Origin of the sequence: Pseudomonas putida, assembly GCF_002025705.1 — a bacterium.
In the GTDB taxonomy this organism is placed as follows: Bacteria; Pseudomonadota; Gammaproteobacteria; order Pseudomonadales; family Pseudomonadaceae; genus Aquipseudomonas; species Aquipseudomonas putida_J.
On sequence record NZ_CP018846.1, the window covers coordinates 4,689,659 to 4,716,007 of the forward strand.

General features: G+C 63.2%; 20 protein-coding genes. 17 read left to right on the plus strand and 3 right to left on the minus strand.

Annotated features, from left to right (window positions below; all coding sequences use genetic code 11):
- Positions 1-89: 89 nt before the first annotated feature.
- Complete coding sequence (locus tag BUQ73_RS21290; protein ID WP_079229563.1) at positions 90-1,049, minus strand: glucokinase; 960 nt, start codon at positions 1,047-1,049, stop codon at positions 90-92.
- Positions 1,046-2,872 (minus strand): phosphogluconate dehydratase, encoded by a 1,827-nt coding sequence (gene edd, locus BUQ73_RS21295; protein ID WP_079229564.1) that lies wholly within the window; start codon positions 2,870-2,872, stop codon positions 1,046-1,048. The genes BUQ73_RS21290 and edd overlap by 4 nt, the downstream gene beginning before the upstream one ends.
- Positions 2,873-3,136: 264 nt before the next feature.
- Between edd and gap the strand changes: the two genes are divergently transcribed.
- The 6 genes from gap (at position 3,137) to BUQ73_RS21325 (ending at position 10,074) form a co-directional block, all read left to right on the plus strand.
- A complete protein-coding gene (gene gap, locus BUQ73_RS21300) occupies positions 3,137-4,138 on the plus strand; it encodes a type I glyceraldehyde-3-phosphate dehydrogenase (RefSeq protein ID WP_027920169.1) in 1,002 nt (333 codons plus the stop codon).
- 254 nt (positions 4,139-4,392) lie between these two features.
- The gene (locus BUQ73_RS21305; RefSeq protein ID WP_079229565.1) at positions 4,393-4,905 is read left to right on the plus strand and encodes an RNA polymerase sigma factor; all 513 of its coding nucleotides are present in this window, start codon (positions 4,393-4,395) and stop codon (positions 4,903-4,905) included.
- A gap of 90 nt (positions 4,906-4,995) precedes the next feature.
- Positions 4,996-5,958: a FecR family protein gene (locus BUQ73_RS21310; RefSeq protein WP_079229566.1), complete on the plus strand. Its 963-nt coding sequence runs from the start codon at positions 4,996-4,998 to the stop codon at positions 5,956-5,958.
- A gap of 125 nt (positions 5,959-6,083) precedes the next feature.
- Positions 6,084-8,669, plus strand: a complete 2,586-nt coding sequence (locus BUQ73_RS21315; RefSeq protein ID WP_079229567.1) for a TonB-dependent receptor — start codon at positions 6,084-6,086, stop codon at positions 8,667-8,669.
- A gap of 343 nt (positions 8,670-9,012) precedes the next feature.
- Complete coding sequence (locus tag BUQ73_RS21320; protein WP_079229568.1) at positions 9,013-9,606, plus strand: biliverdin-producing heme oxygenase; 594 nt, start codon at positions 9,013-9,015, stop codon at positions 9,604-9,606.
- Positions 9,607-9,660: 54 nt separating this feature from the next.
- The gene (locus BUQ73_RS21325) at positions 9,661-10,074 is read left to right on the plus strand and encodes a YbaN family protein (protein WP_027920174.1); all 414 of its coding nucleotides are present in this window, start codon (positions 9,661-9,663) and stop codon (positions 10,072-10,074) included.
- On the opposite strand, the gene arcD (BUQ73_RS21330) is transcribed toward BUQ73_RS21325, so the two are convergent.
- Entirely contained in the window at positions 10,054-11,481 is a 1,428-nt protein-coding gene (gene arcD / locus BUQ73_RS21330; RefSeq protein ID WP_079229569.1) for an arginine-ornithine antiporter, read from the minus strand. The two genes, BUQ73_RS21325 and arcD (BUQ73_RS21330), sit on opposite strands and share 21 nt — an antisense overlap.
- Before the next feature lie 433 nt (positions 11,482-11,914).
- Between arcD (BUQ73_RS21330) and arcD (BUQ73_RS21340) the strand changes: the two genes are divergently transcribed.
- The 11 genes from arcD (BUQ73_RS21340) (at position 11,915) to gcvT (ending at position 26,343) form a co-directional block, all read left to right on the plus strand.
- Positions 11,915-13,342, plus strand: a complete 1,428-nt coding sequence (arcD, locus tag BUQ73_RS21340) for an arginine-ornithine antiporter (RefSeq protein WP_027920176.1) — start codon at positions 11,915-11,917, stop codon at positions 13,340-13,342.
- Between the two features lie 33 nt (positions 13,343-13,375).
- The gene (gene arcA / locus BUQ73_RS21345) at positions 13,376-14,629 is read left to right on the plus strand and encodes an arginine deiminase (protein WP_079229570.1); all 1,254 of its coding nucleotides are present in this window, start codon (positions 13,376-13,378) and stop codon (positions 14,627-14,629) included.
- A 69-nt stretch (positions 14,630-14,698) separates the two neighbouring features.
- Positions 14,699-15,709, plus strand: a complete 1,011-nt coding sequence (locus BUQ73_RS21350) for an ornithine carbamoyltransferase (RefSeq protein WP_079229571.1) — start codon at positions 14,699-14,701, stop codon at positions 15,707-15,709.
- Positions 15,710-15,773: 64 nt separating this feature from the next.
- Entirely contained in the window at positions 15,774-16,703 is a 930-nt protein-coding gene (gene arcC / locus BUQ73_RS21355) for a carbamate kinase (protein WP_027920179.1), read from the plus strand.
- Positions 16,704-16,758: 55 nt separating this feature from the next.
- Positions 16,759-17,127, plus strand: coding sequence for a DUF5064 family protein (locus tag BUQ73_RS21360; RefSeq protein WP_079229572.1), 369 nt, complete (start codon positions 16,759-16,761; stop codon positions 17,125-17,127).
- 183 nt (positions 17,128-17,310) lie between these two features.
- Positions 17,311-18,819 carry a sigma-54-dependent transcriptional regulator gene (locus BUQ73_RS21365; RefSeq protein WP_079229573.1) on the plus strand — a complete coding sequence of 503 codons (1,509 nt, stop codon included), beginning with the start codon at positions 17,311-17,313 and terminating at the stop codon, positions 18,817-18,819.
- Between the two features lie 106 nt (positions 18,820-18,925).
- Complete coding sequence (gene gltS, locus BUQ73_RS21370) at positions 18,926-20,131, plus strand: sodium/glutamate symporter (protein WP_079229574.1); 1,206 nt, start codon at positions 18,926-18,928, stop codon at positions 20,129-20,131.
- A 277-nt stretch (positions 20,132-20,408) separates the two neighbouring features.
- Positions 20,409-20,792, plus strand: a complete 384-nt coding sequence (gene gcvH / locus BUQ73_RS21375; protein ID WP_079229575.1) for a glycine cleavage system protein GcvH — start codon at positions 20,409-20,411, stop codon at positions 20,790-20,792.
- Positions 20,793-20,803: 11 nt separating this feature from the next.
- Positions 20,804-23,659, plus strand: coding sequence for an aminomethyl-transferring glycine dehydrogenase (gene gcvP / locus BUQ73_RS21380; RefSeq protein WP_079229576.1), 2,856 nt, complete (start codon positions 20,804-20,806; stop codon positions 23,657-23,659).
- Between the two features lie 159 nt (positions 23,660-23,818).
- Entirely contained in the window at positions 23,819-25,195 is a 1,377-nt protein-coding gene (locus tag BUQ73_RS21385) for an L-serine ammonia-lyase (protein WP_079229577.1), read from the plus strand.
- 26 nt (positions 25,196-25,221) lie between these two features.
- On the plus strand, positions 25,222-26,343 hold the full coding sequence (gcvT, locus tag BUQ73_RS21390; protein WP_079229578.1) for a glycine cleavage system aminomethyltransferase GcvT: 1,122 nt from the start codon (positions 25,222-25,224) through the stop codon (positions 26,341-26,343).
- Positions 26,344-26,349 lie beyond the last annotated feature (6 nt).

The following is a 26,349-nucleotide window of genomic DNA, read 5'->3' on the forward strand; positions in this document are numbered from 1 at the left end:
CTTTCGCGACACAAGGCCGCTCCTACAGGGGATCGCGCCATTCTGTAGGAGCGGCCTTGTGTCGCGAAAGGGCCGCAGAGCGGCCCCCGTCAGTGATCCAATGATTGCTGTAATGCCACTCCGGCCCCCAGCAGTCCAGAGAATTCCGCTGTCACCAGCCACACCGGTACCCCGGCGAAGTAGCCACTCATGCAGCCCTTGTCGGCAAAACTCTGGGCAAAGCCACTGCGCAGGAACAGTTCGGCAAAGCGCGGGATCACCCCGCCGACAATATAAACCCCGCCGCGCGCGCCCAAGGTAAGCACATTGTTACCAGCCACGCGCCCGAGGAATCGGCAGAACTGCTCGACCACCGCCAGCGCCCGTGGCTCGCCACCGAGCGCCGCATCGGTGACCTGCGCCGGGGATGTGTGTCGCGGCGTGTCGCCATCCAGCGCGCACATGGCCTGATACAGGCGCACGAGGCCGCCACCGCTGAGTACCGTCTCGGCACTGACGTGGCCGATCTGGCTGTGCATCTGCTGATGGATCGCTGCTTCGCGGGCATTACCCACTGGCAGGTCGACATGCCCGCCTTCACCTGGCAGCGCCTGCCAGTGCTGCTCGCCCAGGCGCAGCAGGCTACCGACGCCCAGGCCGGTGCCCGGGCCGATCACCAGCGCAGGCCGCGCAGGGTCCGCCTTGCCTGGGCAGACCTCGCGGTACTCACCAGGTTGCAGGCGGGTCATGCCCAGGGCCTGGGCAGAAAAGTCGTTGATCAGCAGCAGCCGCTCGACCTGCAAGGTCTGGCAAAACGCCTTGTGGCTGAGCCGCCAGTGGTTGTTGGTGAAGCGGAATTCATCACCATCGACCGGCCCCGCCACTGCCAGGCATACCGCCGCCAAGCCACCACGGGCAATACCGTGACCCTGCAGGTAGGCCTCGATGGCTTGCTCCGGGCTGGTGTAGTCCGCCGTGGCGAAAACCTTCACCTGATACAGCTGGTTGTCACGCCACAACGCAAAACGGGCATTGGTGCCACCGATGTCGCCAACCAGCAGGTCCTTCATTTGAGGTTCTCCAGGGCCGAGGTGAAGGCGCTCGCACCCTGCTCTGCCGGGCTGAACGCCATGCGCATGAAGCCGAACAGCTCACGGCCGCAGCCCAGGTCGTTGCCCTGGGGCGCGGGCGGCAGGTCACGGCTGGCCAGCTCTTCTGCCGACACCATCACCCGCAGCGTGCCTTCGACGCCATCGACCCGCACGATATCACCATCACGCACGCGTGCCAGCGGGCCACCGTCAAACGCTTCGGGGCACACATGAATGGCCGCCGGGATCTTGCCCGAGGCACCCGACATGCGCCCGTCGGTCACCAGCGCGACCTTGTAGCCACGGTCCTGCAACACACCGAGGAACGGCGTCAGCTTGTGCAGTTCGGGCATGCCGTTGCAGCGCGGGCCCTGGAAGCGCACCACGGCAACGAAATCGCGCTCCAGCTCACCGGCGTTGAAGGCATCGGCCAGCGACTTCTGGTCATGGAACACCCGTGCCGGCGCCTCGACCACCTGGTGCTCAGGGGCTACCGCGGAGACTTTCATCACGCCGCGGCCCAGGTTGCCTTCCATCACCCGCAGGCCGCCTTCGGCCGAGAACGGCCGCGCCACCGGGCGCAGGATGCTCTCGTCCAGGCTCTGCGCAGGGCCTTCGCGCCATACCAGCTTGCCGTCGTCGAGGAACGGCTCCTGGGTGTAGCGACGCAGCCCGTGCCCGGCCACGGTGTTGACGTCCTCGTGCAGCAGGCCGGCATCGAGCAGTTCACGGATGAGGAAGGCCATGCCGCCAGCGGCCTGGAAGTGGTTGATGTCGGCCTTGCCGTTGGGGTAGACGTGGGACAGGGTCGGCACCACCTCGGACAGGTCGGCCATGTCCTGCCAGGTCAGCTGGATGCCGGCTGCCTGGGCGATCGCCGGGATGTGCAGGGTGTGGTTGGTCGAGCCGCCGGTGGCATGCAGGGCCACGATGGAGTTGACCAGCGCCTTCTCGTCGACGATCTCGCCCAGCGGCATGAAGCTGCCGCTGGCCTTGGTCATGCGCGTGACCTGCTGCGCCGCCTCGGCGGTAAGGGCATCGCGCAGCGGGGTGTACGGATTGACGAACGAGGCGCCGGGCAGGTGCAGGCCCATGACTTCCATCACCAGCTGGTTGGTGTTGGCAGTGCCGTAGAAGGTACAGGTGCCGGGGCTGTGGTAGGAGTTCATTTCCGACTCAAGCAGTTCCTCGCGCGTGGCCTTGCCCTCGGCATAGCGCTGGCGCACGTCGGCTTTCTGCTTGTTGGAAATGCCGGAAACCATCGGCCCGCCCGGGACGAAAATGGTCGGCAGGTGGCCGAAGCGCAGCGCGCCCATCATCAGGCCGGGGACGATCTTGTCGCAGATGCCGAGCATCAACGCGGCGTCGAACATGTTGTGCGACAGCGCAACCGCAGTGGACATGGCGATCACTTCGCGGCTGGCGATGGCCAGTTCCATGCCCGGCTCGCCCTGGGTCACGCCATCGCACATGGCTGGCACACCCCCGGCGAACTGGCCGACCGAACCGACCTCACGCAGGGCATGCTTGATCTGATCAGGGAAATGCAGATACGGCTGGTGCGCCGAGAGCATGTCGTTGTAGGCCGAAACGATGGCGACGTTGGCCGCGTTCATCAGCCGCAGGGTCTGCTTGTCCTCGGCGCCACAACCGGCCACACCGTGGGCGAAGTTGGCGCATTGCAGGCTGGCACGCATGGGGCCGTCACTGGCCGCGCCACGAATCAGCTGCAGGTAGCGCTCGCGGGTGGCACGGCTACGTTCGATCAGCCGCTGGGTGACCTCAAGGATGCGCGGGTGCATGTACTGGACTCCAGGCTAATTGTAAGGGCGGTTTACCGGGCATTTCCCCTCCAAACGATTGCGGCCTAGGCTCAAGGTAGAGGGGCTCGCAACATCGGGGAGGCACTGCGCCCAACCACTCGTTGTATGTTTAAACAAAATACTGCCATCAAAAAGGCTTGTTTTCTATCGGCCAGTGAATAATCTTGTAATTCCAACAACAAAACCGTTTCAGTGAAGCGTCTTTGTGCCACAGCTTTCACTCGGACCGCCAGAGGTACTGCCATGACCCTACGTATCGCCATCAATGGATTCGGCCGCATCGGGCGCAATGTCCTGCGCGCACTGTATACCCAAGGCTACCGCCAGGACCTGCAGGTCGTCGCCATCAACGATCTGGGTGACAGCGCGATGAACGCCCACCTGCTCAAATATGACAGCGTGCACGGTACCTTCGATGCCGTGGTCGAGGCCGACCATGAAAGCCTGACGGTCAATGGTGACCGTATCGCGGTCAGCGCCATCCGCAACCCGGCCGAGCTGCCCTGGAAGGCCGAAGCGATCGATGTGGTGTTCGAATGCACCGGGCTGTTCACCGACCGCGCCAAGGCCGCCGCGCACCTGGCTGCCGGGGCCTCCAAGGTGATCGTCTCGGCGCCGGGCAAGGGTGTCGATGCCACCGTGGTGTACGGGGTCAACCACGATATTTTGCGGGCTTCGCACCAGGTCATTTCCAACGCTTCGTGCACCACCAACTGCCTGGCGCCGATCGCCCAGGTGCTGCACCGCGAGTTCGGCATCGAACAGGGGCTGATGACCACGATCCACGCCTACACCAACGACCAGGTGCTGACCGATGTCTACCACAGCGACCCGTACCGTGCCCGCTCGGCCACCCAGTCGATGATTCCAAGCAAGACCGGCGCCGCCGAGGCCGTGGGCCTGGTGCTGCCGGAGCTGGCCGGCAAGCTCACCGGCATGGCCGTGCGGGTACCGGTAATCAACGTGTCGCTGGTCGACCTTACCGTCAACCTCAAGCGCGAGGCCAGCGCCGAGCAGGTCAACCAGCTGTTCCTCGAAGCCAGCCGGCACTCCAAGGTGCTCGGCTACAACGCCCTGCCGCTGGTGTCGTGCGACTTCAACCACAACCCGTTGTCGTCGATCTTCGATGCCAACCATACCCGCGCCAACGGGCGGATGCTCAAGGTGCTGGCCTGGTATGACAACGAGTGGGGGTTCTCCAACCGCATGCTGGACAACTGCCTGGCATTGGCCAGCGCTCGCTGAACCTGGCTGGCTCATGCGGCCTTTGTAGGAGCGGCCTTGCGTCGCGAAAGGGCCGCAAAGCGGCCCCTGATCTTGGCATGAGTGCAAATTTTTGGGGCTGCTTTGCAGCCCTTTCGCGACGCAAGGCCGCTCCTACACGGGACCGTACAAGGCTGAAGAACTCACAATCTTTACCTTTTCCTAACAATTCCAGGCTTGACCTGACGGCAAGATGATAAGCATTATCATTCACCTTTCGTCGGCCAGGTCCCCCCGTGAGTCAGTCCCGGTTCAACTCCGTCTTCCTCGTCCAGCGTCTTTCCCTGCTGCGCACCCTGCAACGCATGGTGGGCAACCCCAGCACGGCCGAGGACCTGTTGCAGGAAACCTACCTGCGGGTGTCCCGCGCGTTGGGCGAACGGCCCATCGAACACCTCGAACCCTTCGTGTTCCAGACCGCCCGCAACCTCGCCCTGGACCACCTGCGTACACGGCGGGTGCAGGCGCGCATGCTGGTCGACGATGTACCCGACGAGGTGCTGCACAACGTCGCCTCCCCGCTCGGCAGCAGCGAGGACGCCGCCCACGCCGAGCAACTGCTCAAGCACCTGAGCGTCAGCCTCAATCAGTTGACCGAGCGTCAGCAGCGCATTTTCATCCTCAGCCGCCTGCACGGCGCCAGCTACCTGGAAATTGCCGAGCAACTGCAGGTCTCGGCCAGCACCGTACAGAAGGAACTGAAACTGATCATGGCGATCTGCATGGGCGTGGCCGAGCGCCTCAAATGAGCCGACCGCCGGCGTGCCGAATGCGCCGTGGCCCTTGCCATGCTTTGCCCGAGCCTTGATCATTCGCAAAAATACCTGCAAGGACCCACTGTGACCGACAGCCCCGTCACTCGCCCGCCAGCCACCGGGCCCGACGCCCGCGCCCGTGCGCTGGACGAGGCGTTGGACTGGCTCGTGCGCCTGCAGTGCGCCAGCGAGGCAGACACCCTCGCCTTCGAGCAATGGCTCAGCGCAGCCCCTGAAAACGCCGAGGCCTACGTCGAGGCCGAAGCCTTGTGGAACGGCACCCCGCTACGCCAGGCCGCCATGCACATGCACCAGCATCAGCGCCGCTCGCTGCGCGGCCGCCTGCGTGCGCACTGGAAGCCACTGGCAACCGCCGCCGTGCTGCTGGTCGGGCTATTCACCTTCGGCAACCTGCCGGTGCGCCTGCAGGCAGACCACCTGACCGTGGTCGGTGAGCGCCAGCGCCTGGAGCTGGATGGCGGCGCCAAGATCCTGCTCAACACCAATTCCGCCTTCGCCAGCGACCTGCAAGGCGGCCGCCAGGTTGCGCGCCTGCTGCAAGGCGAGGCGTATTTCCAGGTATCCGGAGGCGCCCAGCTGCCGCTGGAGGTGCAGGCCGGGCCAGTGCGCGCGCAGGTACGCGACACCGATTTCGCCGTACGCTACCTCGACGGCGAGGCACAGGTGCGCGTACAGCGGGGCGACGTCGACCTGCAGGGGGCCCGCGACCAGCGCATTCGCCTCAGTGCCGGCGACAGCATCAGTGTCGGCCCGCAGGGCTTTGGCCAGCGCCAGCGCCCGGACATGCACAAGGACCTGGCCTGGGTCGACGGCCGCCTGGTGTTCGAGAACTGCCCGTTGAGCCAGGTACTGGCAGAAGTGCGGCGCTATTACCCCGGCTGGATCATCAACCGTAACGGCCACCTCGACGACATGGCAGTGACCGGCAACTACCGACTGGATCAGCCGCTGGAAACCTTGCGCGCCCTGGCCCACATCACCTCGGCGCAGCTGCACGAGTTCCCTGCCGTGGTGATCATCAACTGACCTGAAATTTTTTTTACGCGATCGCGCAACCCCGCCCGTCTCGTTATAGCCAATGCAACTGATTCTTGTTTGAAAACAAGAACGGTCATCACCTATAACAGTTCGCGCGTCTGGGAGCGCTTTCGATGTCCACAGGTCCAACTCGCTCGTCCACCCTTCCCCGCCGTACCGGTCAGCTGTCCCTGCTGACGCTGGCCCTGCTCGCCAGCGGTGCCTGCAGCCTGCCGGCGCTGGCTGCCGAACCAGCCCAGGCCAGCAGCCCGCGCATGGGCGACTACCGCTTCAGCATCGCCCAGCAGCCTCTGGTCGAGGCAATCAATGCCTTCAGCAAGGTTACCGGCTGGCAGGTCGGCTTCAGCGCCGAACTGGCCGACGGCGTGGCATCGCCTGGCGTGCAGGGTTCGCTGCCACCTGAAGCCGCGCTCAAGCGCCTGCTCCAGGGCACCGGCCTGGGCTTTCGCAAGATCAGCAACGGCAACGTGGTGCTCGAACGCCAGTCGGCGGGTAACGCCATCGCCCTGCAGCAGATGACCGTCAGCGCTACCCGTAGCGCCCAGGACGTGAGCCAGGTACCGAGCACCGTGACCGTGCAGACCCGCGAGCAGCTGGACCGACAGAACGTCAACAATATCCAGGAGCTGGTCCGTTACGAACCAGGTGTGTCGGTGGGTGGCACCGGCCAGCGCAGTGGCCTGAACGGCTACAACATCCGCGGCATCGACGGCGAGCGCGTCCTTACCCAGGTCGATGGTGTGTCGATCCCCGACAGCTTCTTCTATGGCCCCTACGCCCAGACCCAGCGCAACTACGTCGACCCTGAAATCGTCAAGCGCGTGGAGATCCTCCGCGGCCCGGCTTCGGTGCTGTACGGCAGCAACGCCATCGGCGGTGCAGTGAGCTACTTCACCTTGGACCCGGACGACATCATCAAGCCCGGCAAAGACGCCGGTGCGCGCCTGAAGACCGGCTACAGCTCGGCCGATGACAGCTGGCTGACCTCAGCTACCGTGGCTGGCCGCACGGGCGATTTCGACGGCCTGCTGCACCTGAGCCAGCGCAACGGCCATGAGACCGAATCCTACGGCAGCCATGGCGGCACCGGCCTGGCGCGCACCGAGGCCAACCCGGAGGACGTGCGTACCACCAACGTGCTGGCCAAACTGGGCTGGAACTACGCCGACGATGCTCGCCTGGGTTTCACCTACGAGCGCTACAAGGATGACCGCGACCAGGACATCCTCAGCGCTGTCGGCGGGCCGTTCACCAACGGCGCCGGCCTGGGCATGTACAAGAGCCGCAATGGCAATGACACCATCACCCGCGAGCGTTTTGGCATCAACCACGAGTTCGGCCTCGATTCGCTGGTAGCCGACCACGTCAAATGGAGCCTGAACTACCAGATCGCCAAGACCGACCAGCACACCGAGGAAGTCTACTTCCCGTTCAGCCGAACCGTGCTGCGCACCCGCGATACCACTTACAAAGACCGCCAGTGGGTGTTCGATGCCCAGCTGGACAAGGCCTTCAGCATCGGCGCCACCGATCACCTGCTGACCTACGGCACCACCCTCAAGCACGAGAAGGTCACCGGTTCGCGCAGCGGCACCGGCACCTGCCTGGCGGTCGGTGGCACCTGCCGCAGCATCGGCCAGGTCAGCACCAGCGATGCCCAGGCGCTGGTCAGCGACTTCCCGGACCCGACCGTGAATACCTACAGCCTGTTCGTGCAGGATGAGATCCGCTGGAACAACTGGACCTTCATGCCCGGCGCCCGCTATGACTACACGCGCATGGAGCCGAAGTTCACCGAGGAGTTCCTGCGCGGCATCCAGGGTTCGGGGACCGCACCTAGCAGCCTCGACGACTCGGACAAGAAGTGGCACCGCGTGTCGCCCAAGTTCGGCCTGACCTACGCCTTCAACGACAACTACACCTGGTACGGCCAGTACGCCGAGGGCTTCCGCACGCCGACGGCCAAATCGATGTACGGGCGCTTTGACAACCCGACCCTGGGTTACAGCGTGCAGGGCAACCCCGGGCTCGAACCGGAAAAGAGCAAGAGCTACGAAACTGGCCTGCGCGGCAACTTCGACGCCGGCAACTTCGACGTGGCGGTGTTCTACAACAAGTACCGCGACTTCATCGACGAAGACGCCGTGCAGTCGGCCAACCTGGAAACCACGTTCCAGGCCAACAACATCAAGCACGCCACCATCAAGGGCGCCGAGGTCAAGGGCCGCCTGAACCTGGACCACTTCGGTGCGCCGCAGGGCCTGTACACCCAGGGTTCGATCGCCTACGCCTATGGTCGCAATGACGACAACGGCCAGCCGCTGAACAGCGTCAACCCGCTGACCGGCGTATTCGGCCTGGGTTATGAGCAGCCGAACTATGGCGGCCTGCTGAGCTGGACCCTGGTCAAGCGCAAGACCCGCGTCGACGACACCACCTTCTTCGCACCGGACGGCCAGAGCTCGCAGTTCCGCACACCTGGCTATGGCGTGCTGGACCTGAGCGGCTTCTACAAAGTGACCGACGACGTCACCGTCAACGCCGGGCTGTACAACCTGACCGACAAGAAATACTGGCAGTGGGACTCGGTGCGCGGCTACGACGGCCAGGGTGAAGCTGGCGTGACCCAACCAGCCAACCTCGACCGCCTGACCATGCCGGGGCGCAACTTCGCCATCAATGTGGTGTGGGATATCTGATGTAGGGCTTGAGAGGTTTAGCGCCCATGAGATCGAGCGCCGCCCACGCGGCGCATCGCGGATGAATCCGCTCCTACATTTGTTGCAACGTGGCCATGCCTGTGAGGCCATGATTGTCAGCTTTGCTTGTAAGGCTCAAGACATGCGCGAAGCAGGCGACCATGGCCTGTCAGGTTCGGCACGTTGCAACAAATGTAGGAGCGGATTCATCCGCGATGCGCCGCGCTGGCGGCGCTCGATCTCTCGCGCGCTGCAAAAACATCGAAGAACCCAGTTTTTTTACTGTCCCCGCACCGCTGCTTCGTCTTGTCACTAGACGCCCTCATTTTCCAAGGACACCCCCATGACCGATCGCCCAGCCCTGCGCTCGCAACGCCTGAACCAGGTTACCCACGCTCCGCACAGCGAGCTCGATGCCCTGGTCAAATCCCACGCGCCATTCGACAGCCGCGAAAGTTTCGCCCGCTTCGTCGTCGCCCAGTACCTGTTCCAGGCCGAACTGCAGGCCCTGTACAACGACCCGCAATTGATCGCCATCGTCCCCGACCTGGCCGAGCGCTGCCGCGCCGCACAGGCCCGCTTGGACCTCGCCGACCTCGGCACTGAAGTACCGGCTGCCGTGCCTGGCGCGCTGCAGAACCCGAGCCTGGGTGAGGCAATGGGCTGGATCTTCGTCTCGGAAGGCTCCAAACTTGGCGCTGCGTTTCTGATCAAGCGTGCCGTGGCCCTGGAATTGTCCGACAGTTTCGGTGCCCGTCATCTCGGCGAGCCGGCCGGTGGCCGTGCCGAAGGCTGGAAGCAGTTCACCCGCATCCTCGATGGCCTGGCGCTGTCGCCCGAGGAAGACGCCGCCGCCGAGCGCGGTGCGGTTGCCGCCTTCGAGCGCTTCACCGAACTGCTCAAGCATGCCTACGCCGCGGATGCCGCGCTGGCCTGATACGCATCAACCGGCCACCTTTCCGGTGGCCGGACGTTTTTTTGCAGTGAGACCATGACCCGACCCGCCCGCTCGAAACTGTCCCGCCTGCTGTATGGCATCCTGGCTTACGTGAGCCTGGGGATAGGCCTGGTCGCCATCGTCATCCCTGGCCTGCCGACCACCGAGTTCATCCTGCTGGCCGCCTGGGCCGCCACGCGCAGCTCACCGCGCCTGTCCGCCTGGCTGGAAAACCATCGCTTGTTCGGGCCGATTCTGTACAACTGGCGCAACGGCAAGGTGATCCAGCGCCGCGCCAAGGTCAGCGCCACCATCAGCATGCTGCTGTGCGCCGCCCTGATGCTGATTTTCCTCGAACACCACTGGCCAGTGTTCCTGGCGATTGCCGGCATGACCCTGGGCAACCTGTGGATCTGGTCGCGCCCGGAACAGCCCTGCCCCGCTGCCTCACAGGCTCAGCAACCCTGAATACAGCAGGTAGGCAGCCAGTGCCGCGCCAGCCAGCACTGCCGCGAAAATCAGCTTCTCCCAGGTGGTGAACAGCGTCTGCCCTTGTTCGTGCTTGGCCCGTGCGAACAGGATGACCCCAGGGGCATAGAGCAATGCCGACAGCAGCAGGTACTTCAAGCCACCTGCGTACAACAGCCACACCGCATACACCAGCGCCAGTGCCGCCACCAGCAGGTCCTTGCGCCGCAGCCCCGGCTGCCCTTGGTAACTCTCCCCGCGCCACGCCAGCAGCACCGCATAAGCCGCCGACCACAGGTACGGCACCAGAATCATCGACGATGCCAGGTAGATCAGGCTGGTATAGGTGCCTGCCGAAACCAACGTGATCAGCAGGAAGCCCTGGATCATGCAGTTGGTCAGCCACAAGGCATTGGCCGGCACGTGGTTGGCGTTTTCCTTGGCCAAAAAGCGCGGCATGGTCTTGTCACGTGCCGTGGCGAAAAGAATTTCTGCACACAGCAGTGCCCAAGACAGCAAGGCTCCAAGCAGCGACACCGCCAGGCCGATGCTGATCAGCAAGGCGCCCCAAGGACCGACGATATGCTCCAGCACCGAGGCCAGTGACGGGTTCTGCAACCCGGCCAACTCGGGCTGGGTCATCACCCCCAGCGACAGCACGTTGACCAGCACCAACAAAGCCAGCACGCCAAGAAAGCCGATCACCGTGGCCTTGCCCACATCGGAACGGCGCTGCGCCCGCCCGGAGTACACACTGGCGCCCTCGATACCGATGAACACGAACACCGTGACCAGCATCATGTTGCGCACCTGGTCCAGCACATTGCCGAACTGCGGGTTGCTCAGGCCCCAGATATCGCGAGTGAAGATATCGGCGCGAAAGGCAAAGGCGGCGATGACGACGAAGATCAGCAGCGGCACCACCTTGGCAACAGTGGTCACCTGGTTGATGAACGCCGCTTCCTTGATGCCACGCAGTACCAGAAAGTGCACCGCCCACAGCAGCAACGAGGCGCAGCCGATGGCAATCGGCGTGTTGCCTTCGCCAAACACCGGGAAGTAGAAGCCGAGGGTACTGAACAGCAGCACGAAGTAGCCGACGTTGCCCAGCCACGCACTGATCCAGTAGCCCCAGGCCGAAGAGAAGCCCATATAGTCGCCGAAGCCGGCCTTGGCGTAGGCGTATACCCCCGAATCCAGTTCAGGCTTGCGGTTGGCCAGGGTTTGGAACACGAAGGCCAATGCCAACATGCCCACTGCGGTGATCGCCCAACCGATCAGTACCGCGCCAACGTCAGCACGGGCGGCCATGTTCTGTGGCAGCGAGAAAATCCCGCCACCAATCATCGAACCGACCACCAGCGCGATCAGTGCACCCAGACGCAGCTTTTGTCCCGGTTCGCTCATGGGGCTCCCTTTTTTCAGTGCTGTCATGCGTTTGAAACAGCCATGGGCGCCATATAAATGCTGTTACTTATATGGCTAAACCTATTAAACCTATAGCATTAATAACCACATTGTCTATCGCCATGCCTCTGTAAAAACTAGCAGCTGCCAAGCAACTAGAAAAGAATCTGATAAAACTCGAAATTCTTGTGAAAAATTTGCGAAAGCGGCAAAAACGGCTAGTTTCAGACATCGCAGGCCAAACGGAGCGTTTGCTCTAGAAGGACATGGAGATGCCAGTGCACAGGGCCTGCAGCTGAGCAGTCGGCACTCTCCGGGAGTCGCGCGTAGGAAATTTCCTACCTTCGCGTTGCCATGAACTGATCCAAGTCAGGTCATGGTTCAGGCGTCGGATTTATTCTGTCGTCAACTTTCTCCTGGCAGGAGTTGTTAAATGTCTGATTCATCCGGAAAACTAAAACTCGGCGCGTTAGTTGCACTTGTGGTCGGCTCGATGATTGGTGGCGGGATTTTCTCGCTGCCGCAAAACATGGCCGCCAGTGCCGGCGTTGGCGCGGTACTGATTGGCTGGGCGATCACGGCGGTGGGCATGTTGACCCTGGCCTTCGTGTTCCAAACCCTGGCCAACCGCAAGCCTGACCTGGATGGCGGTGTATACGCCTATGCCAAGGCGGGCTTCGGCGACTACATGGGCTTCTCTTCGGCCTGGGGCTACTGGATCAGTGCCTGGCTGGGCAACGTCGGCTACTTCGTGCTGCTGTTCAGCACACTCGGCTACTTCTTCCCGATCTTCGGCGAGGGCAACACCCCCGCAGCGATCATCGGTGCCTCGATTCTGCTCTGGGCGGTGCACTTCCTGGTGCTGCGTGGCATCAAGGAAGCGGCGTTCATCAACCTGGTCACCACCGTGGCCAAGGTCGTACCGCTGGTGCTGTTCGCACTGATCTGCCTGTTCGCCTTCAAGCTCGACATCTTCACCGCCGACATCTGGGCGGTGGGCACACCTGACCTGGGCAGCGTGATGAACCAGGTGCGCAACATGATGCTGGTCACCGTATGGGTGTTCATCGGTATCGAAGGCGCGAGCATCTTCTCGTCACGGGCGGAAAAGCGCTCCGACGTGGGCAAGGCCACGGTCATCGGCTTCGTCACCGTGCTGCTGTTCCTGGTACTGGTCAACGTGCTGTCGCTGGGCATCATGACCCAACCGGAACTGGCCAAGCTGCAGAACCCGTCGATGGCTGCCGTGCTCGAGCACGTGGTCGGCCACTGGGGTGCGGTGCTGATCAGCGTCGGCCTGATCATCTCGCTGCTCGGCGCCCTGCTGTCGTGGGTGCTGCTGTGCGCCGAGATCATGTTCGCCGCCGCCAAGGACCACACCATGCCGGAGTTCCTGCGCCGCGAGAACGCCAACCAGGTGCCGGCCAACGCCCTGTGGCTGACCAACGCCATGGTGCAGATCTTCCTGGTCATCACCCTGTTCTCCAGCAGTACCTACCTGTCGCTGATCTACCTCGCCACCTCGATGATCCTGGTGCCCTACCTGTGGTCGGCGGCTTATGCCTTCCTGCTGGCACTGCGCAGCGAAACCTACGAACAGGCCCTGGCCGAGCGTAAGAAAGACCTGTTCATCGGTGCCATCGCGCTGATCTACGCCATCTGGCTGCTGTATGCCGGCGGCGTGAAATACCTGCTGCTCTCGGCCCTGCTCTATGCCCCTGGCGCGATCCTGTTCGCCAAGGCCAAGCGCGAGGTGGGCCAACCTATCTTCACCAACGTGGAAAAACTGATCTTCGCAGCCGTGGTCATCGGCGCCCTGGTGGCAGCCTTTGGCCTGTATGACGGCTTCCTGACCCTTTGACCCACGTCTTCGTTCAATTGGAGGAATGAAACCATGTCCGCTGAAAAACAGAAGTACGGTGTCCACTCCGAAGCCGGCAAACTGCGCAAGGTAATGGTTTGCGCACCCGGGCTGGCGCACAAGCGGCTGACGCCAAGCAACTGTGACGAACTGCTGTTCGACGATGTGATCTGGGTCGACCAGGCCAAGCGCGACCATTTCGACTTCGTCACCAAGATGCGCGAGCGTGGCGTGGATGTGCTGGAGATGCACAACCTGCTGACCGACATCGTGCAGAACAAGGAAGCACTGAAGTGGATCCTCGACCGCAAGATCACCCCTGACACCGTCGGTGTCGGCCTGACCAACGAAGTGCGCAGCTGGCTCGAAGGCCTCGAGCCTCGCCACCTGGCCGAGTTCCTGATCGGCGGTGTAGCCGGCCAGGACCTGCCGCAGAGCGAAGGCGCCGATGTGGTCAAGATGTACAACGACTACCTGGGCCACTCCAGCTTCATCCTGCCGCCGCTGCCTAACACCCAGTTCACTCGTGACACCACCTGCTGGATCTACGGCGGCGTGACCCTGAACCCGATGTACTGGCCAGCACGTCGTCAGGAAACCCTGCTGACCACTGCCATCTACAAGTTCCACAAAGAGTTCACCGGTGCCGACTTCCAGGTCTGGTACGGCGACCCGGACAAGGACCACGGCAGCGCCACCCTCGAAGGCGGTGACGTGATGCCGATCGGCAACGGTATCGTGCTGATCGGCATGGGTGAGCGCACCTCGCGCCAGGCCATCGGCCAGCTGGCGCAAAACCTGTTCGCCAAGGGCGCAGTGAAGGAAGTCATCGTTGCCGGCCTGCCAAAATCCCGCGCTGCCATGCACCTGGACACCGTGTTCAGCTTCTGCGACCGCGACCTGGTCACGGTCTTCCCGGAAGTGGTCAACGAGATCGTGCCGTTCATCATCCGCCCGGACGAGAAAAAACCATACGGCATGGACGTACGCCGTATCAACAAGTCGTTCATCGAGGTGGTCGGCGAGCAACTGGGCGTCAAGCTGCGCGTGGTCGAAACCGGCGGCAACAGCTTCGCCGCCGAACGCGAACAGTGGGATGACGGCAACAACGTGGTGGCCATCGAGCCAGGCGTGGTCATCGGCTACGACCGCAATACCTACACCAACACCCTGCTGCGCAAGGCCGGCATCGAGGTCATCACCATCAGCGCCGGCGAGCTGGGCCGGGGCCGTGGCGGCGGCCACTGCATGACCTGCCCTATCGTGCGCGACCCAATCGACTACTAACGACCATACACCCGGCCGCGCCCACAAAGCAGCGGCCGGGACCCTCACCGAATTCAAGGAGATACAGTCATGGCGTTCAACATTCACAACCGCAACCTGCTCAGCCTCGAACACCACACCACCCGCGAGCTGAGGTATCTGCTCGACCTTTCGCGCGACCTCAAGCGCGCCAAGTACACCGGCACCGAGCAGCAGCACCTGAAGGGCAACAACATCGCCCTGATCTTCGAAAAGACCTCGACCCGCACCCGCTGCGCCTTCGAAGTCGCCGCCTATGACCAGGGCGCCAACGTCACCTACATCGACCCCAACTCCTCGCAGATCGGCCACAAGGAGAGCATGAAGGACACCGCCCGCGTGCTCGGGCGCATGTACGACGCCATCGAGTACCGCGGCTTCAAGCAGGAAATCGTCGAAGAACTGGCCAAGTTCGCCGGCGTGCCCGTGTTCAACGGCCTGACCGATGAATACCACCCGACCCAGATGATCGCCGACGTGCTGACCATGCGTGAGCACAGCGACAAGCCGCTGCACGACATCAGCTACGCCTACCTGGGCGACGCCCGCAACAACATGGGCAACTCGCTGCTGCTGATCGGCGCCAAGCTTGGCATGGACGTGCGCATCGCTGCGCCCAAGGCGCTGTGGCCACATGATGATTTGGTCGAGCGTTGCCACAAGTACGCCGAAGAAAGCGGTGCGCGCATCACCCTGACCGAAGACCCCAAGGCTGCGGTCAAGGGCGTCGACTTCATCCACACCGACGTCTGGGTCTCGATGGGCGAGCCGATCGAGGCCTGGGGCGAGCGCATCAAGCAGCTCAAGCCTTACCAGGTGAACAAGGAGCTGATGAAAGCCAGCGGCAACCCACGCACCAAGTTCATGCACTGCCTGCCGGCCTTCCACAACTCCGAAACCAAGGTCGGCAAGCAGATTGCCGAGCAGTATCCGGACCTGGCCAACGGCATCGAAGTGACCGATGACGTGTTCGAGTCGCCAGCGTGCATCGCCTTCGAGCAGGCAGAAAACCGCATGCACACCATCAAGGCGATCCTGGTTTCGACCCTGGCTGATCTGTAAGCCGGCCGCGCCGCTCCTGACCATGGGGGCGGCGCCCTTCCTTCTTAGTTAAAGGACATTCCCCATGCGTATCGTTGTTGCATTGGGCGGCAACGCCCTGCTGCGCCGTGGCGAGCCCATGACCGCTGACAACCAGCGCGCCAATATCCGCACGGCCACCGAACAGATCGCCAAGATTCATCCCGGCAACGAACTGGTCATCGCCCACGGCAACGGCCCGCAAGTTGGCCTGCTGGCCCTGCAAGGGCTGTCGTACAAGCCCGACGAGGCTTACCCCCTGGACGTGCTCGGCGCCGAAACCGAAGGCATGATCGGCTACATGATCGAACAGGAGCTGGGCAACCTGCTGGACTTCGAAGTGCCGTTCGCCACCCTGCTCACTCAGGTAGAAGTGGACGCCAACGACCCTGCCTTCAAGGACCCGAGCAAGTTCATCGGCCCGGTCTACAGCAAGGAAGAGGCAGAGCGCCTGGCCAAGGAAAAAGGCTGGGTGGTCAAGGCCGACGGCGACAAGTACCGGCGTGTGGTCGCCAGCCCGAAACCCAAGCGCATCTTTGAAATCCGCCCGATCACATGGCTGCTGGAAAAGAAAAGCATCGTGATCTGCGCCGGCGGTGGTGGCATCCCCACCATGTACGATGAAAACCGCAAGCTCAAAGGCATCGAGGCGGTAATCGACAAGGACCTGTGCTCGGCGCTGCTGGCCGAACAGCTCAAAGCCGACCTTCTGGTAATCGCCACCGACGTCGATGGGGCCTACATTGACTGGGGCAAGCCAACGCAGAAAGCCATTGCCCAGGCCCACCCCGATGAGCTCGAACGCCTCGGCTTCGCGGCCGGTTCCATGGGGCCCAAGGTACAAGCAGCCTGCGACTTTGCCCGGCACACAGGCAAAGTGGCGGTGATCAGCTCGCTGGAGAACATCGAGGGCATTGTCAAAGGCATCGCCGGTACCCGCGTGAGTACCGAAAAGCCTGGTATCAGCTACCGTTGATTGCAGTGGGCGGGCTTACGGGGCCCGCCATTTTTACCTTCCGGAGGAGTTTGCCATGGCCCAGTTCCACCCCGGTCATGTACATATCGAGCGCACTGCGCTGAACAAAAACGACCACAGTTACGACCTTAACATCGAGTACGAAGCGTTTTCAGACCCCAAGGAAGGCAGAGGCATCCAGTTCCGCATGCATGGCAGCATCGAGGGCAAGACCGTCGATGAAAATTTCTTCCTGGCCAAAGATCAGGTGCTGCCGAGTTTCCTCAGTGTGGCTTCGCGCAAAGCCCAATCCTATCTCGCGCCGCACCAGAAGTTCGAAACGCTGGGTTCGCCGCATAAGCTATACGACGCCATGTTCGAAGACATTCGCCAGAAGCTGGATGTGAAATCAGGCGACCCGATCAAGCCTGAACATCTGGAGTGATTCGAGAACCTGGGGCTGCTTCGCAGCCCTTTCGCGACACGAGGCCGCTCCTACAAACGATCGCGCTCCCCTGTAGGAGCGGCCTTGCCGGGGCGCCGGACCGGTCGGAAAGGGCCGCAGAGCGGCCCCGGGGATGTTGAGGCATACTACCGCCCTCCCAGGCCACCACTTTCACCGTCCCCCATGCGCATCCACGTCAGCTTCATCGACCGCGTCGGCATCACCCAGGAAGTCCTCGCCCTGCTCGGTGCCCGCAACCTCAACCTGGACGCCGTGGAAATGGTCCCGCCCAACGTCTACATCGATGCCCCGACCCTCAGCCCGGCGGTGCTTGAAGAACTCCACGACGCCCTGTTCGAAGTGCGTGGCGTGCAGTCGGTGGACGTGGTCGACATCCTCCCCGGCCAGCGCCGCCACCTGCAGCTCGACGCCCTGCTCGCCGCCATGAGCGACCCGGTGCTGGCAGTCGACAGCGCAGGCAAGGTGCTGCTGGCAAACCCGGCGCTGATCGCCCTGTGCGGCCGCGAATCCGCCGGGCGCACGGTGGGCGAACTGTTCAATGACCCCGACCTGCTGCAGGCTTTGCTTGACAACAACTTCCACCTGCCGATGCGCGAAATGCAACTCAACGGCCAGAGCCTGCTGCTGGACGCCTCGCCCATCACCAACGCCGGCGGCCTGTTGACGCTGTATGCGCCCAACCGCATGGGCGAGCGCCTGTCAGCCCTGCACCACGACCACGCTGAAGGCTTTGACGCATTGCTCGGCGAGTCGCCGGCAATTCGCACCCTCAAGGCCCGCGCCCTGCGCGTGGCGGCCCTCGATGCGCCGCTGCTGGTGCATGGCGAAACCGGCACCGGCAAGGAACTGGTGGCCCGCGCCTGCCATGCCATCAGCAGCCGCCATACCGCGCCGTTCCTCGCCCTCAACTGTGCCGCACTGCCCGAAAGCCTGGCCGAGAGCGAGCTGTTCGGCTACGCCCCCGGCGCCTTCACCGGTGCCCAGCGCGGCGGCAAGCCTGGGCTGATGGAGCTGGCCAACCAGGGCACGGTGTTTCTCGACGAGATCGGCGAAATGTCGCCATACCTGCAAGCCAAGCTGCTGCGTTTTCTCAGCGATGGCAGCTTCCGCCGCGTGGGGGGCGATCGCGAGGTGAAAGTGGATGTGCGTATCATCAGCGCCACCCACCGCGACCTGGAACGCATGGTCGCCGAAGGCACCTTCCGTGAAGACCTGTTCTACCGCCTCAACGTGCTCAACCTGCAAGTGCCGCCGCTGCGTGACCGCGGCCAGGACATCCTCATGCTGGCGCACTACTTCATGCAGCAGGCCTGCACGCAGATCCAGCGGCCACCCTGCAGGCTGACACCAGCTACCCACTCGGCGTTGCTTGCCAACCCTTGGCCGGGCAACGTGCGTCAGTTGCAAAACGTGATCTTCCGTGCGGCAGCCATCTGCGAGGGCAACCTTGTGGATATCGGTGACCTGGATATCGCCGGCACCTCCGTGGCCCGCGGGCAAGATGGCGAAGTGGCCAGCCTGGAACAAGCGGTAGGCGACTTTGAGCGCGAACTGCTGCAGCGCCTGTATGCCAGCTACCCCTCGACCCGGCAGCTGGCGGGGCGGCTGCAGACCTCGCATACGGCGATCGCACAACGCCTGCGCAAGTACGGCATACCGGGTAAAGTCTGACCTTTTCTCAGCTAGATACCCGACTTTTCCTACAAGTTCGGTCATTACTTCATCAGGCCGGTGAGTAAAATGGCGCTCTTCCTCGTTGACAAGAAGAATGCCTCCCATGCTGGAACTCGATTTCTATGGCACGCTGGTTGCCGCCTCCCTGGTCCTGCTGCTGGGGCATGGCCTGGTGAAACGCGTCGCCATCCTGCGTACCTACAACATTCCCGAGCCAGTGGCCGGCGGCCTGGTCGTTGCGCTGATTTTGCTAGGTTTGCGTAGTTTCGACCTGAAAGTTCAATTCGACAGTTCCCTGCAGGCGCCGTTGATGCTGGCCTTCTTCGCCACCATCGGCCTGAACGCGGACTTCGCCAGCCTGAAAAAAGGTGGCCGTGCGGTGGGCATCTTCCTGCTCGCAGTTACCGGGCTTTTGCTGCTGCAGAACGCCATGAGCATCGGCCTGGCCACGTCGCTGGGGCTGGACCCGCTGATGGGCCTGCTGACCGGCTCCATCACCTTGTCCGGTGGCCATGGCACCGGCGCGGCTTGGGGGGCCACCTTCAGCGAAAAGTACGGCCTTGCCTCAGCCTCGGAACTCGCCCTTGCCTCCGCCACCTTTGGCCTGGTGCTCGGGGGCCTGATCGGTGGGCCTGTCGCCCGCCTGCTGATCAAGCGCGTGCAGACGCCGGGTGCCGAACAGGCGATGTCGCGCCTGCCCAAGGGTTTCGAAGAACCGCAAAAGGAGCGCCTGATCACTCCGTTTTCATTCATCGAAACCCTGGCGCTGATCTCGGTCAGCCTGTTAGGTGGCACGCTGCTGAATGCCCAACTGCAAGGCACGGTGTTCGAACTGCCGACCTTCGTCTGCGTTCTGTTCGTGGGTGTGTTGCTACGCAACGGGCTTTCCGCGCTGGGCCTGTACCAGGTGTTCGAACGGGAGGTGTCGGTACTGGGCAATGTCAGCCTGTCTCTGTTCCTGGCGATCGCGCTGATGTCGCTCAAGCTGTGGGACCTCGCTGCACTGGCCCTGCCATTCCTGATCATCCTGGCCGCGCAGACATTGCTGATGGCGCTGTTCGCGATCTTCGTGACGTTCCGGGTCATGGGCAGCAATTATGACGCGGCGGTGCTGGCCGCAGGACACTGCGGGTTCGGCCTGGGCGCCACGCCGACTGCCATCGCCAACATGCAAGCGGTAACCCATCGCTTCGGGCCTTCGCAAATGGCGTTTCTGGTGGTACCGATGGTGGGCGCGTTCTTCATCGACATCATCAATGTGATCGTGATCAAGCTGTATCTGGCATTGCCCATTTTCACTGTGGGTTAAGCCCTCATCCTGCCATGTATTGATTTCAATACACCGTATCGAAATCAATACATGGCTTCACCACCCCTTCTGAGCAAGGGTTTGATCCCCAAACGCTTTTCCCGCCCTCATCATCTGTAGCGATTTCACTACAGCTAAACGACAAAATAGTTTAGGCAAATATACAAACCATTGTTTTATAAGGCTTTTTTACGTCTGGCCGCATTATTGCAAAGGGAATCCCAACCCAAGAGCGCGGACTCACCGTGCCCAACGCCCTGCTTCCCGAGGATTCCCCATGAGCGAGTTGCGTTTCACTGAAGATCACGAATGGCTGCGCGTCGAAGCCGATGGCAGCGTCACCGTGGGCATCACCGCCTACGCCCAGAACGCCCTTGGCGATGTGGTCTATGTGCAACTGCCCGAGCTGCAGCCGTATGACAAAGGCGCCGAAGCCTCTACCGTCGAGTCGGTGAAAGCCGCCAGCGGCGTGTACATGCCCCTGACCGGTGAAGTGATCGCAGTCAACGGTGGCCTCAACGACAGCCCCGAACTGGTCAACGAAGACCCGCTGGGCGAAGGCTGGTTCTTCCGTTTCATCCCTGCCGACATGAGCGAAGTCACCGCCCTGCTCGACCAGGACGCCTACGACCGCCTGATCAAAGCCAACGACGACGCCTGAGGAATTCGACCATGACCATCAACCTCGGCACCGCCAACGAATTCATTGCCCGTCACATCGGCCCTCGCGCCGCCGACGAGCAAGCCATGCTCGCCACCCTGGGCTTCGACTCGCTGGACGCCATGACCGCTGCGGTCATCCCTGACAGCATCAAAGGCACCAGTGTGCTCGGCTCGGAAGATGGCCAGAGCGAGGCCGATGCCCTCGCTGCACTCAAGGCCATCGCCAGCAAGAACGCTCTGTTCAAGAGTTTCATCGGCCAGGGCTACTACAACACCCACACTCCGGCACCGATCCTGCGCAACCTGCTGGAGAACCCGGCCTGGTACACCGCCTACACGCCGTACCAGCCAGAAATTTCCCAGGGTCGCCTGGAAGCGCTGCTGAACTTCCAGACCCTGATCAGCGACCTCACCGGCCTGCCGATCGCCAACGCATCCTTGCTCGACGAAGCCACTGCCGCTGCCGAAGCCATGACCTTCTGCAAGCGCCTGTCGAAGAACAAGGCCAGCCACGCCTTCTTCGCCTCCGTGCACTGCCACCCGCAGACCCTCGACGTGCTGCGCACCCGTGCCGAGCCCTTGGGCATCGAGATCGTGGTGGGCGATGAGCGTGAACTGGGCGATGTCAGCGCCTTCTTCGGCGCCCTGCTGCAGTACCCGGCCAGCAATGGCGAAGTGTTCGACTACCGCGAGGTCGTCGGGCGTTTCCACGCTGCCAACGCCCTGGTCGCCGTTGCCGCCGACCTGCTGGCCCTGACCCTGCTGACCCCGCCGGGCGAGTTCGACGCCGACGTGGCCATCGGCAGCGCCCAGCGCTTTGGCGTGCCGCTGGGCTTCGGTGGCCCGCACGCGGCCTATTTCGCTACCCGCGATGCCTTCAAGCGCGACATGCCGGGCCGCCTGGTCGGCGTATCGATCGACCGCTTCGGCAAGACCGCCCTGCGCCTGGCCATGCAGACCCGCGAACAGCACATCCGCCGCGAGAAGGCCACCAGCAACATCTGCACCGCCCAGGTGCTGCTGGCCAACATCGCCAGCATGTTCGCCGTGTACCACGGCCCGGCCGGCCTCAAGCGCATTGCCGAACGCACCCACGCGCTGACCGCGATTCTGGCTGCCGGCCTGAAAACCCTGGGGCTCGAAGTGGTTGGCGAAACCGCCTTCGACACCCTGACCCTGGCCACCGGCAGCGCTACTGCAAGCCTGCATGACAAGGCCCGCACCCTGCGCATCAACCTGCGCCAGATCGACGCCGCTCACTTGGGCATGTCGCTCGACGAGACCAGCACCCAGGCTGACGTCGAAGCCCTCTGGCAACTGCTTGGCGCTGGCCAGGCCCAGCCTGACTTCGCTGCCCTGGCCGCCAGCACCGGCTCGCGCCTGCCAGCCGCCCTGCTGCGCCAGTCGGCCATCCTCGAACACCCGGTGTTCAACCGCTACCACAGCGAAACCGAGCTGATGCGCTACCTGCGCCGCCTGGCCGACAAGGACCTGGCGCTAGACCGCAGCATGATCCCGCTGGGCTCGTGCACCATGAAGCTCAACGCTGCCAGCGAAATGATCCCGGTGACCTGGGCCGAGTTCGGCAACCTGCACCCGTTCGCTCCGGCCGAACAGAGCCAGGGCTACCTGCAGATGACCACCGAGCTGGAAGCCATGCTCTGCGCCGCCACCGGCTACGACGCCGTGTCGCTGCAACCCAACGCCGGCTCCCAGGGCGAATACGCAGGCCTCTTGGCCATCCGTGCCTACCACCGCAGCCGTGGCGAAGGCCACCGCGACATCTGCCTGATCCCGTCTTCGGCCCACGGCACCAACCCGGCAACCGCGCACATGGCCGGCATGCGCGTGGTGGTCACTGCCTGCGACGCCCGCGGCAACGTCGATGTCGAGGACCTGCGCGCCAAAGCCATCGAACACCGCGAGCGCCTGGCCGCGATCATGATCACCTACCCATCGACCCACGGCGTGTTCGAGGAAGCGATCGGCGAGATCTGCGCGATCATCCATGACAACGGTGGCCAGGTGTACATCGACGGCGCCAACATGAATGCCATGGTCGGCCTCTGCGCCCCGGGCAAGTTCGGTGGCGACGTGTCGCACCTTAACCTGCACAAGACCTTCTGCATCCCCCATGGCGGTGGTGGCCCGGGCGTCGGCCCAATCGGCGTCAAGTCGCACCTGGCGCCGTTCCTGCCGGGCCATGCTGCGCTTGAAAACACCGAGGGCGCGGTGTGCGCCGCACCGTTCGGCAGCGCCAGCATTCTGCCGATCACCTGGATGTACATTCGCATGATGGGTGGCGCCGGCCTCAAGCGTGCTTCGCAGATGGCAATCCTCAACGCCAACTACATCGCCCGCCGCCTGGAAGAGCACTATCCTGTCCTGTACACCGGTGGCAATGGCCTGGTCGCCCACGAATGCATCCTCGACCTGCGCCCGCTCAAGGACACCAGCGGCATCAGCGTCGATGACGTGGCCAAGCGCCTGATCGACTTCGGCTTCCATGCCCCGACCATGTCGTTCCCGGTGGCCGGCACGCTGATGATCGAACCGACCGAGAGCGAGTCCAAGGAAGAACTGGACCGCTTCTGCGACGCGATGATCCAGATCCGCGAAGAAATTCGCGCAGTGGAAAACGGCAGCCTGGACAAGGACGACAACCCGCTGAAGAACGCCCCGCACACTGCGGCCGAGCTGGTTGGCGAATGGGCCCATGGCTACAGCCGCGAGCAGGCGGTGTACCCGCTGCCGAGCCTGGTGGAAAGCAAGTACTGGCCGCCGGTCGGCCGGGTCGACAACGTGTTCGGCGACCGCAACCTGGTCTGCGCCTGCCCGTCGATCGAGAGCTATCAGGACGCCTGAGGCGGCCTGTAGAAAGCTGGGGGCTGCTGCGCAGCCCTTTCCGACCGGTCCGGCGCCCCGGCAAGGCCGCTCCTACAAGGACGGCATTGATTCCTGTAGGAGCGGCCTTGTGTCGCGAAAGGGCCGCAAAGCGGCCCCAGATGTTCAGGAGGTACCACCATGTCACTGAGCGTCTTCGACCTGTTCAAGATCGGCATCGGCCCCTCCAGCTCTCACACGGTAGGCCCGATGCGCGCCGCCGCGCGCTTCGCCGAAGGGCTGCGCCGCGATGGCCTGCTGGCCAGCACCGTTTGCGTCAAGGCCGAGCTGTACGGCTCGCTCGGCGCCACCGGCAAAGGCCACGGCAGCGACAAGGCGGTATTGCTCGGCCTGGAAGGCGAGCACCCTGATACCGTCGATACCGAATCCATTCCCGCCCGCCTGCAGGCCATCCGCACTAGCGGCCAGCTCAGCCTGCTCGGTGAGCAGACCATTGCCTTCAACGAAAAGCAGCACCTGGCGATGATCCGCAAGCCCCTGGCCTATCACCCCAACGGCATGATCTTTCGTGCGTTCGATGCAGCCGGATTGCAGATCCGCAGCAGGGAATACTACTCGGTGGGTGGCGGTTTCGTGGTGGACGAGGACGCCGCCGGCCAGGACCGCATCGTCGAGGACAGCACCGTACTGGCCTACCCATTCAAGACCGCCAAGGAACTGCTCGGCCACTGCACCGCGCAGCACCTGTCGGTCAGCCAGGTGATGCTGGCCAACGAGGCCGCCTGGCGCCCGGAAAGCGAAACACGCAGCGGGCTGTTGCACATCTGGCAGGTGATGCAGGACTGCGTCGAAGCCGGCTACCGCCACGAAGGCATCCTGCCCGGCGGGCTCAAGGTCAAGCGCCGCGCCCCGGCGCTGTACCGTCAACTCAGCCGCCATCCTGAGGCCAGCCTGCGCGACGCACTGTCGGTGCTCGACTGGGTCAACCTCTACGCCCTGGCAGTAAACGAGGAAAACGCCTACGGCGGGCGCGTGGTCACCGCGCCCACCAACGGCGCGGCGGGCATCGTTCCGGCGGTGTTGCACTACTACATGCGCTTCGTCCCGGGTGCCAGCGAAGACGGGGTGGTGCGCTTCCTGCTCACCGCTGCCGCCATCGGCATCCTGTACAAGGAAAACGCTTCGATTTCCGGGGCCGAAGTCGGCTGCCAGGGCGAGGTCGGCGTGGCCTGCTCGATGGCCGCGGGGGCGCTTTGCGAAGTGATGGGCGGCACCCCGCAGCAAGTGGAAAACGCCGCTGAGATCGGCATGGAACACAACCTCGGCCTGACCTGCGACCCGATCGGCGGCCTGGTTCAGGTGCCCTGCATCGAACGCAATGCCATGGGCTCGGTGAAAGCCATCAACGCCGTGCGCATGGCCCTGCGCGGTGACGGGCAGCACTACGTCTCGCTCGACAAGGTGATCCGCACCATGCGCCAGACCGGCGCCGACATGAAAAGCAAATACAAGGAGACCGCCCGCGGCGGTCTGGCCGTCAACATCATCGAATGTTGACCCGATAACAAACCAAGGAGTCATCGATGTCCGAAACACTGCAAAAGACCCCGCTGCACGCCCTGCACCTTGAACTGGGCGCGCGCATGGTGCCGTTCGCCGGCTTCGACATGCCGGTGCAATACCCGCTGGGCGTGCTCAAGGAGCACCTGCATACCCGCGAACAGGCTGGCCTGTTCGACGTCTCGCACATGGGCCAGATCGTCCTGCGTGGCGCCGATGCAGCCAAGGCCCTGGAGTCCCTGGTGCCGGTGGACATCATCGACCTGCCAATCGGCATGCAGCGTTACGCCATGTTCACCAACGATAAAGGCGGCATCCTCGACGACCTGATGGTCGCCAACCTCGGTGACGACACCCTGTTCCTGGTGGTCAACGCGGCCTGCAAGGACCAGGACCTGGCCCACCTGCAGGCACACATCGGCAGCCGTTGTGAAGTGCAGCCATTGTTCGAGGCACGTGCCCTGCTCGCCCTGCAAGGCCCGGCTGCCGTCAAGGTGCTGGAGCGCCTGGCACCAGAAGTGGCAAGCATGACTTTCATGCAGTTCCGCCCGGTCAAACTGCTGGGTGAAGACTGCTTCGTCAGCCGCTCGGGCTATACCGGCGAAGACGGCTATGAGATCTCGGTGCCGACTGGCGCTGCCGAAGCCCTGGCCCGTCGCCTGCTGGCCGAGCCTGAGGTGCAGCCTATCGGCCTGGGTGCACGCGACTCGTTACGCCTGGAGGCCGGCCTGTGCCTGTATGGCCACGACATGGACACCAACACCACGCCGATAGAAGCCAGCCTGCTCTGGGCAGTGTCCAAGGTCCGTCGCGCCGACGGTAGCCGCGCTGGTGGCTTCCCGGGCGCCGAGGCGGTATTCGCTCAGCAGCAACAAGGTGTAGCGCGCAAACGTGTGGGCTTGTTGCCGCAAGAACGTACCCCCGTGCGCGAAGGTGCGGATATTGTTGATGCGTTCGATAAAACTGTTGGCAAAGTGTGCAGTGGCGGTTTCGGCCCGACACTCGGCGCCCCTGTTGCAATGGGCTATGTCGATATCGAACACAGTGCACTCGACACAGCACTGTTTGCCCTGGTGCGCGGCAAGAAGGTTGCCTTGAAAGTCAGCAAAATGCCTTTCGTTGCACAGCGTTACTATCGTGGTTGAAGGTAC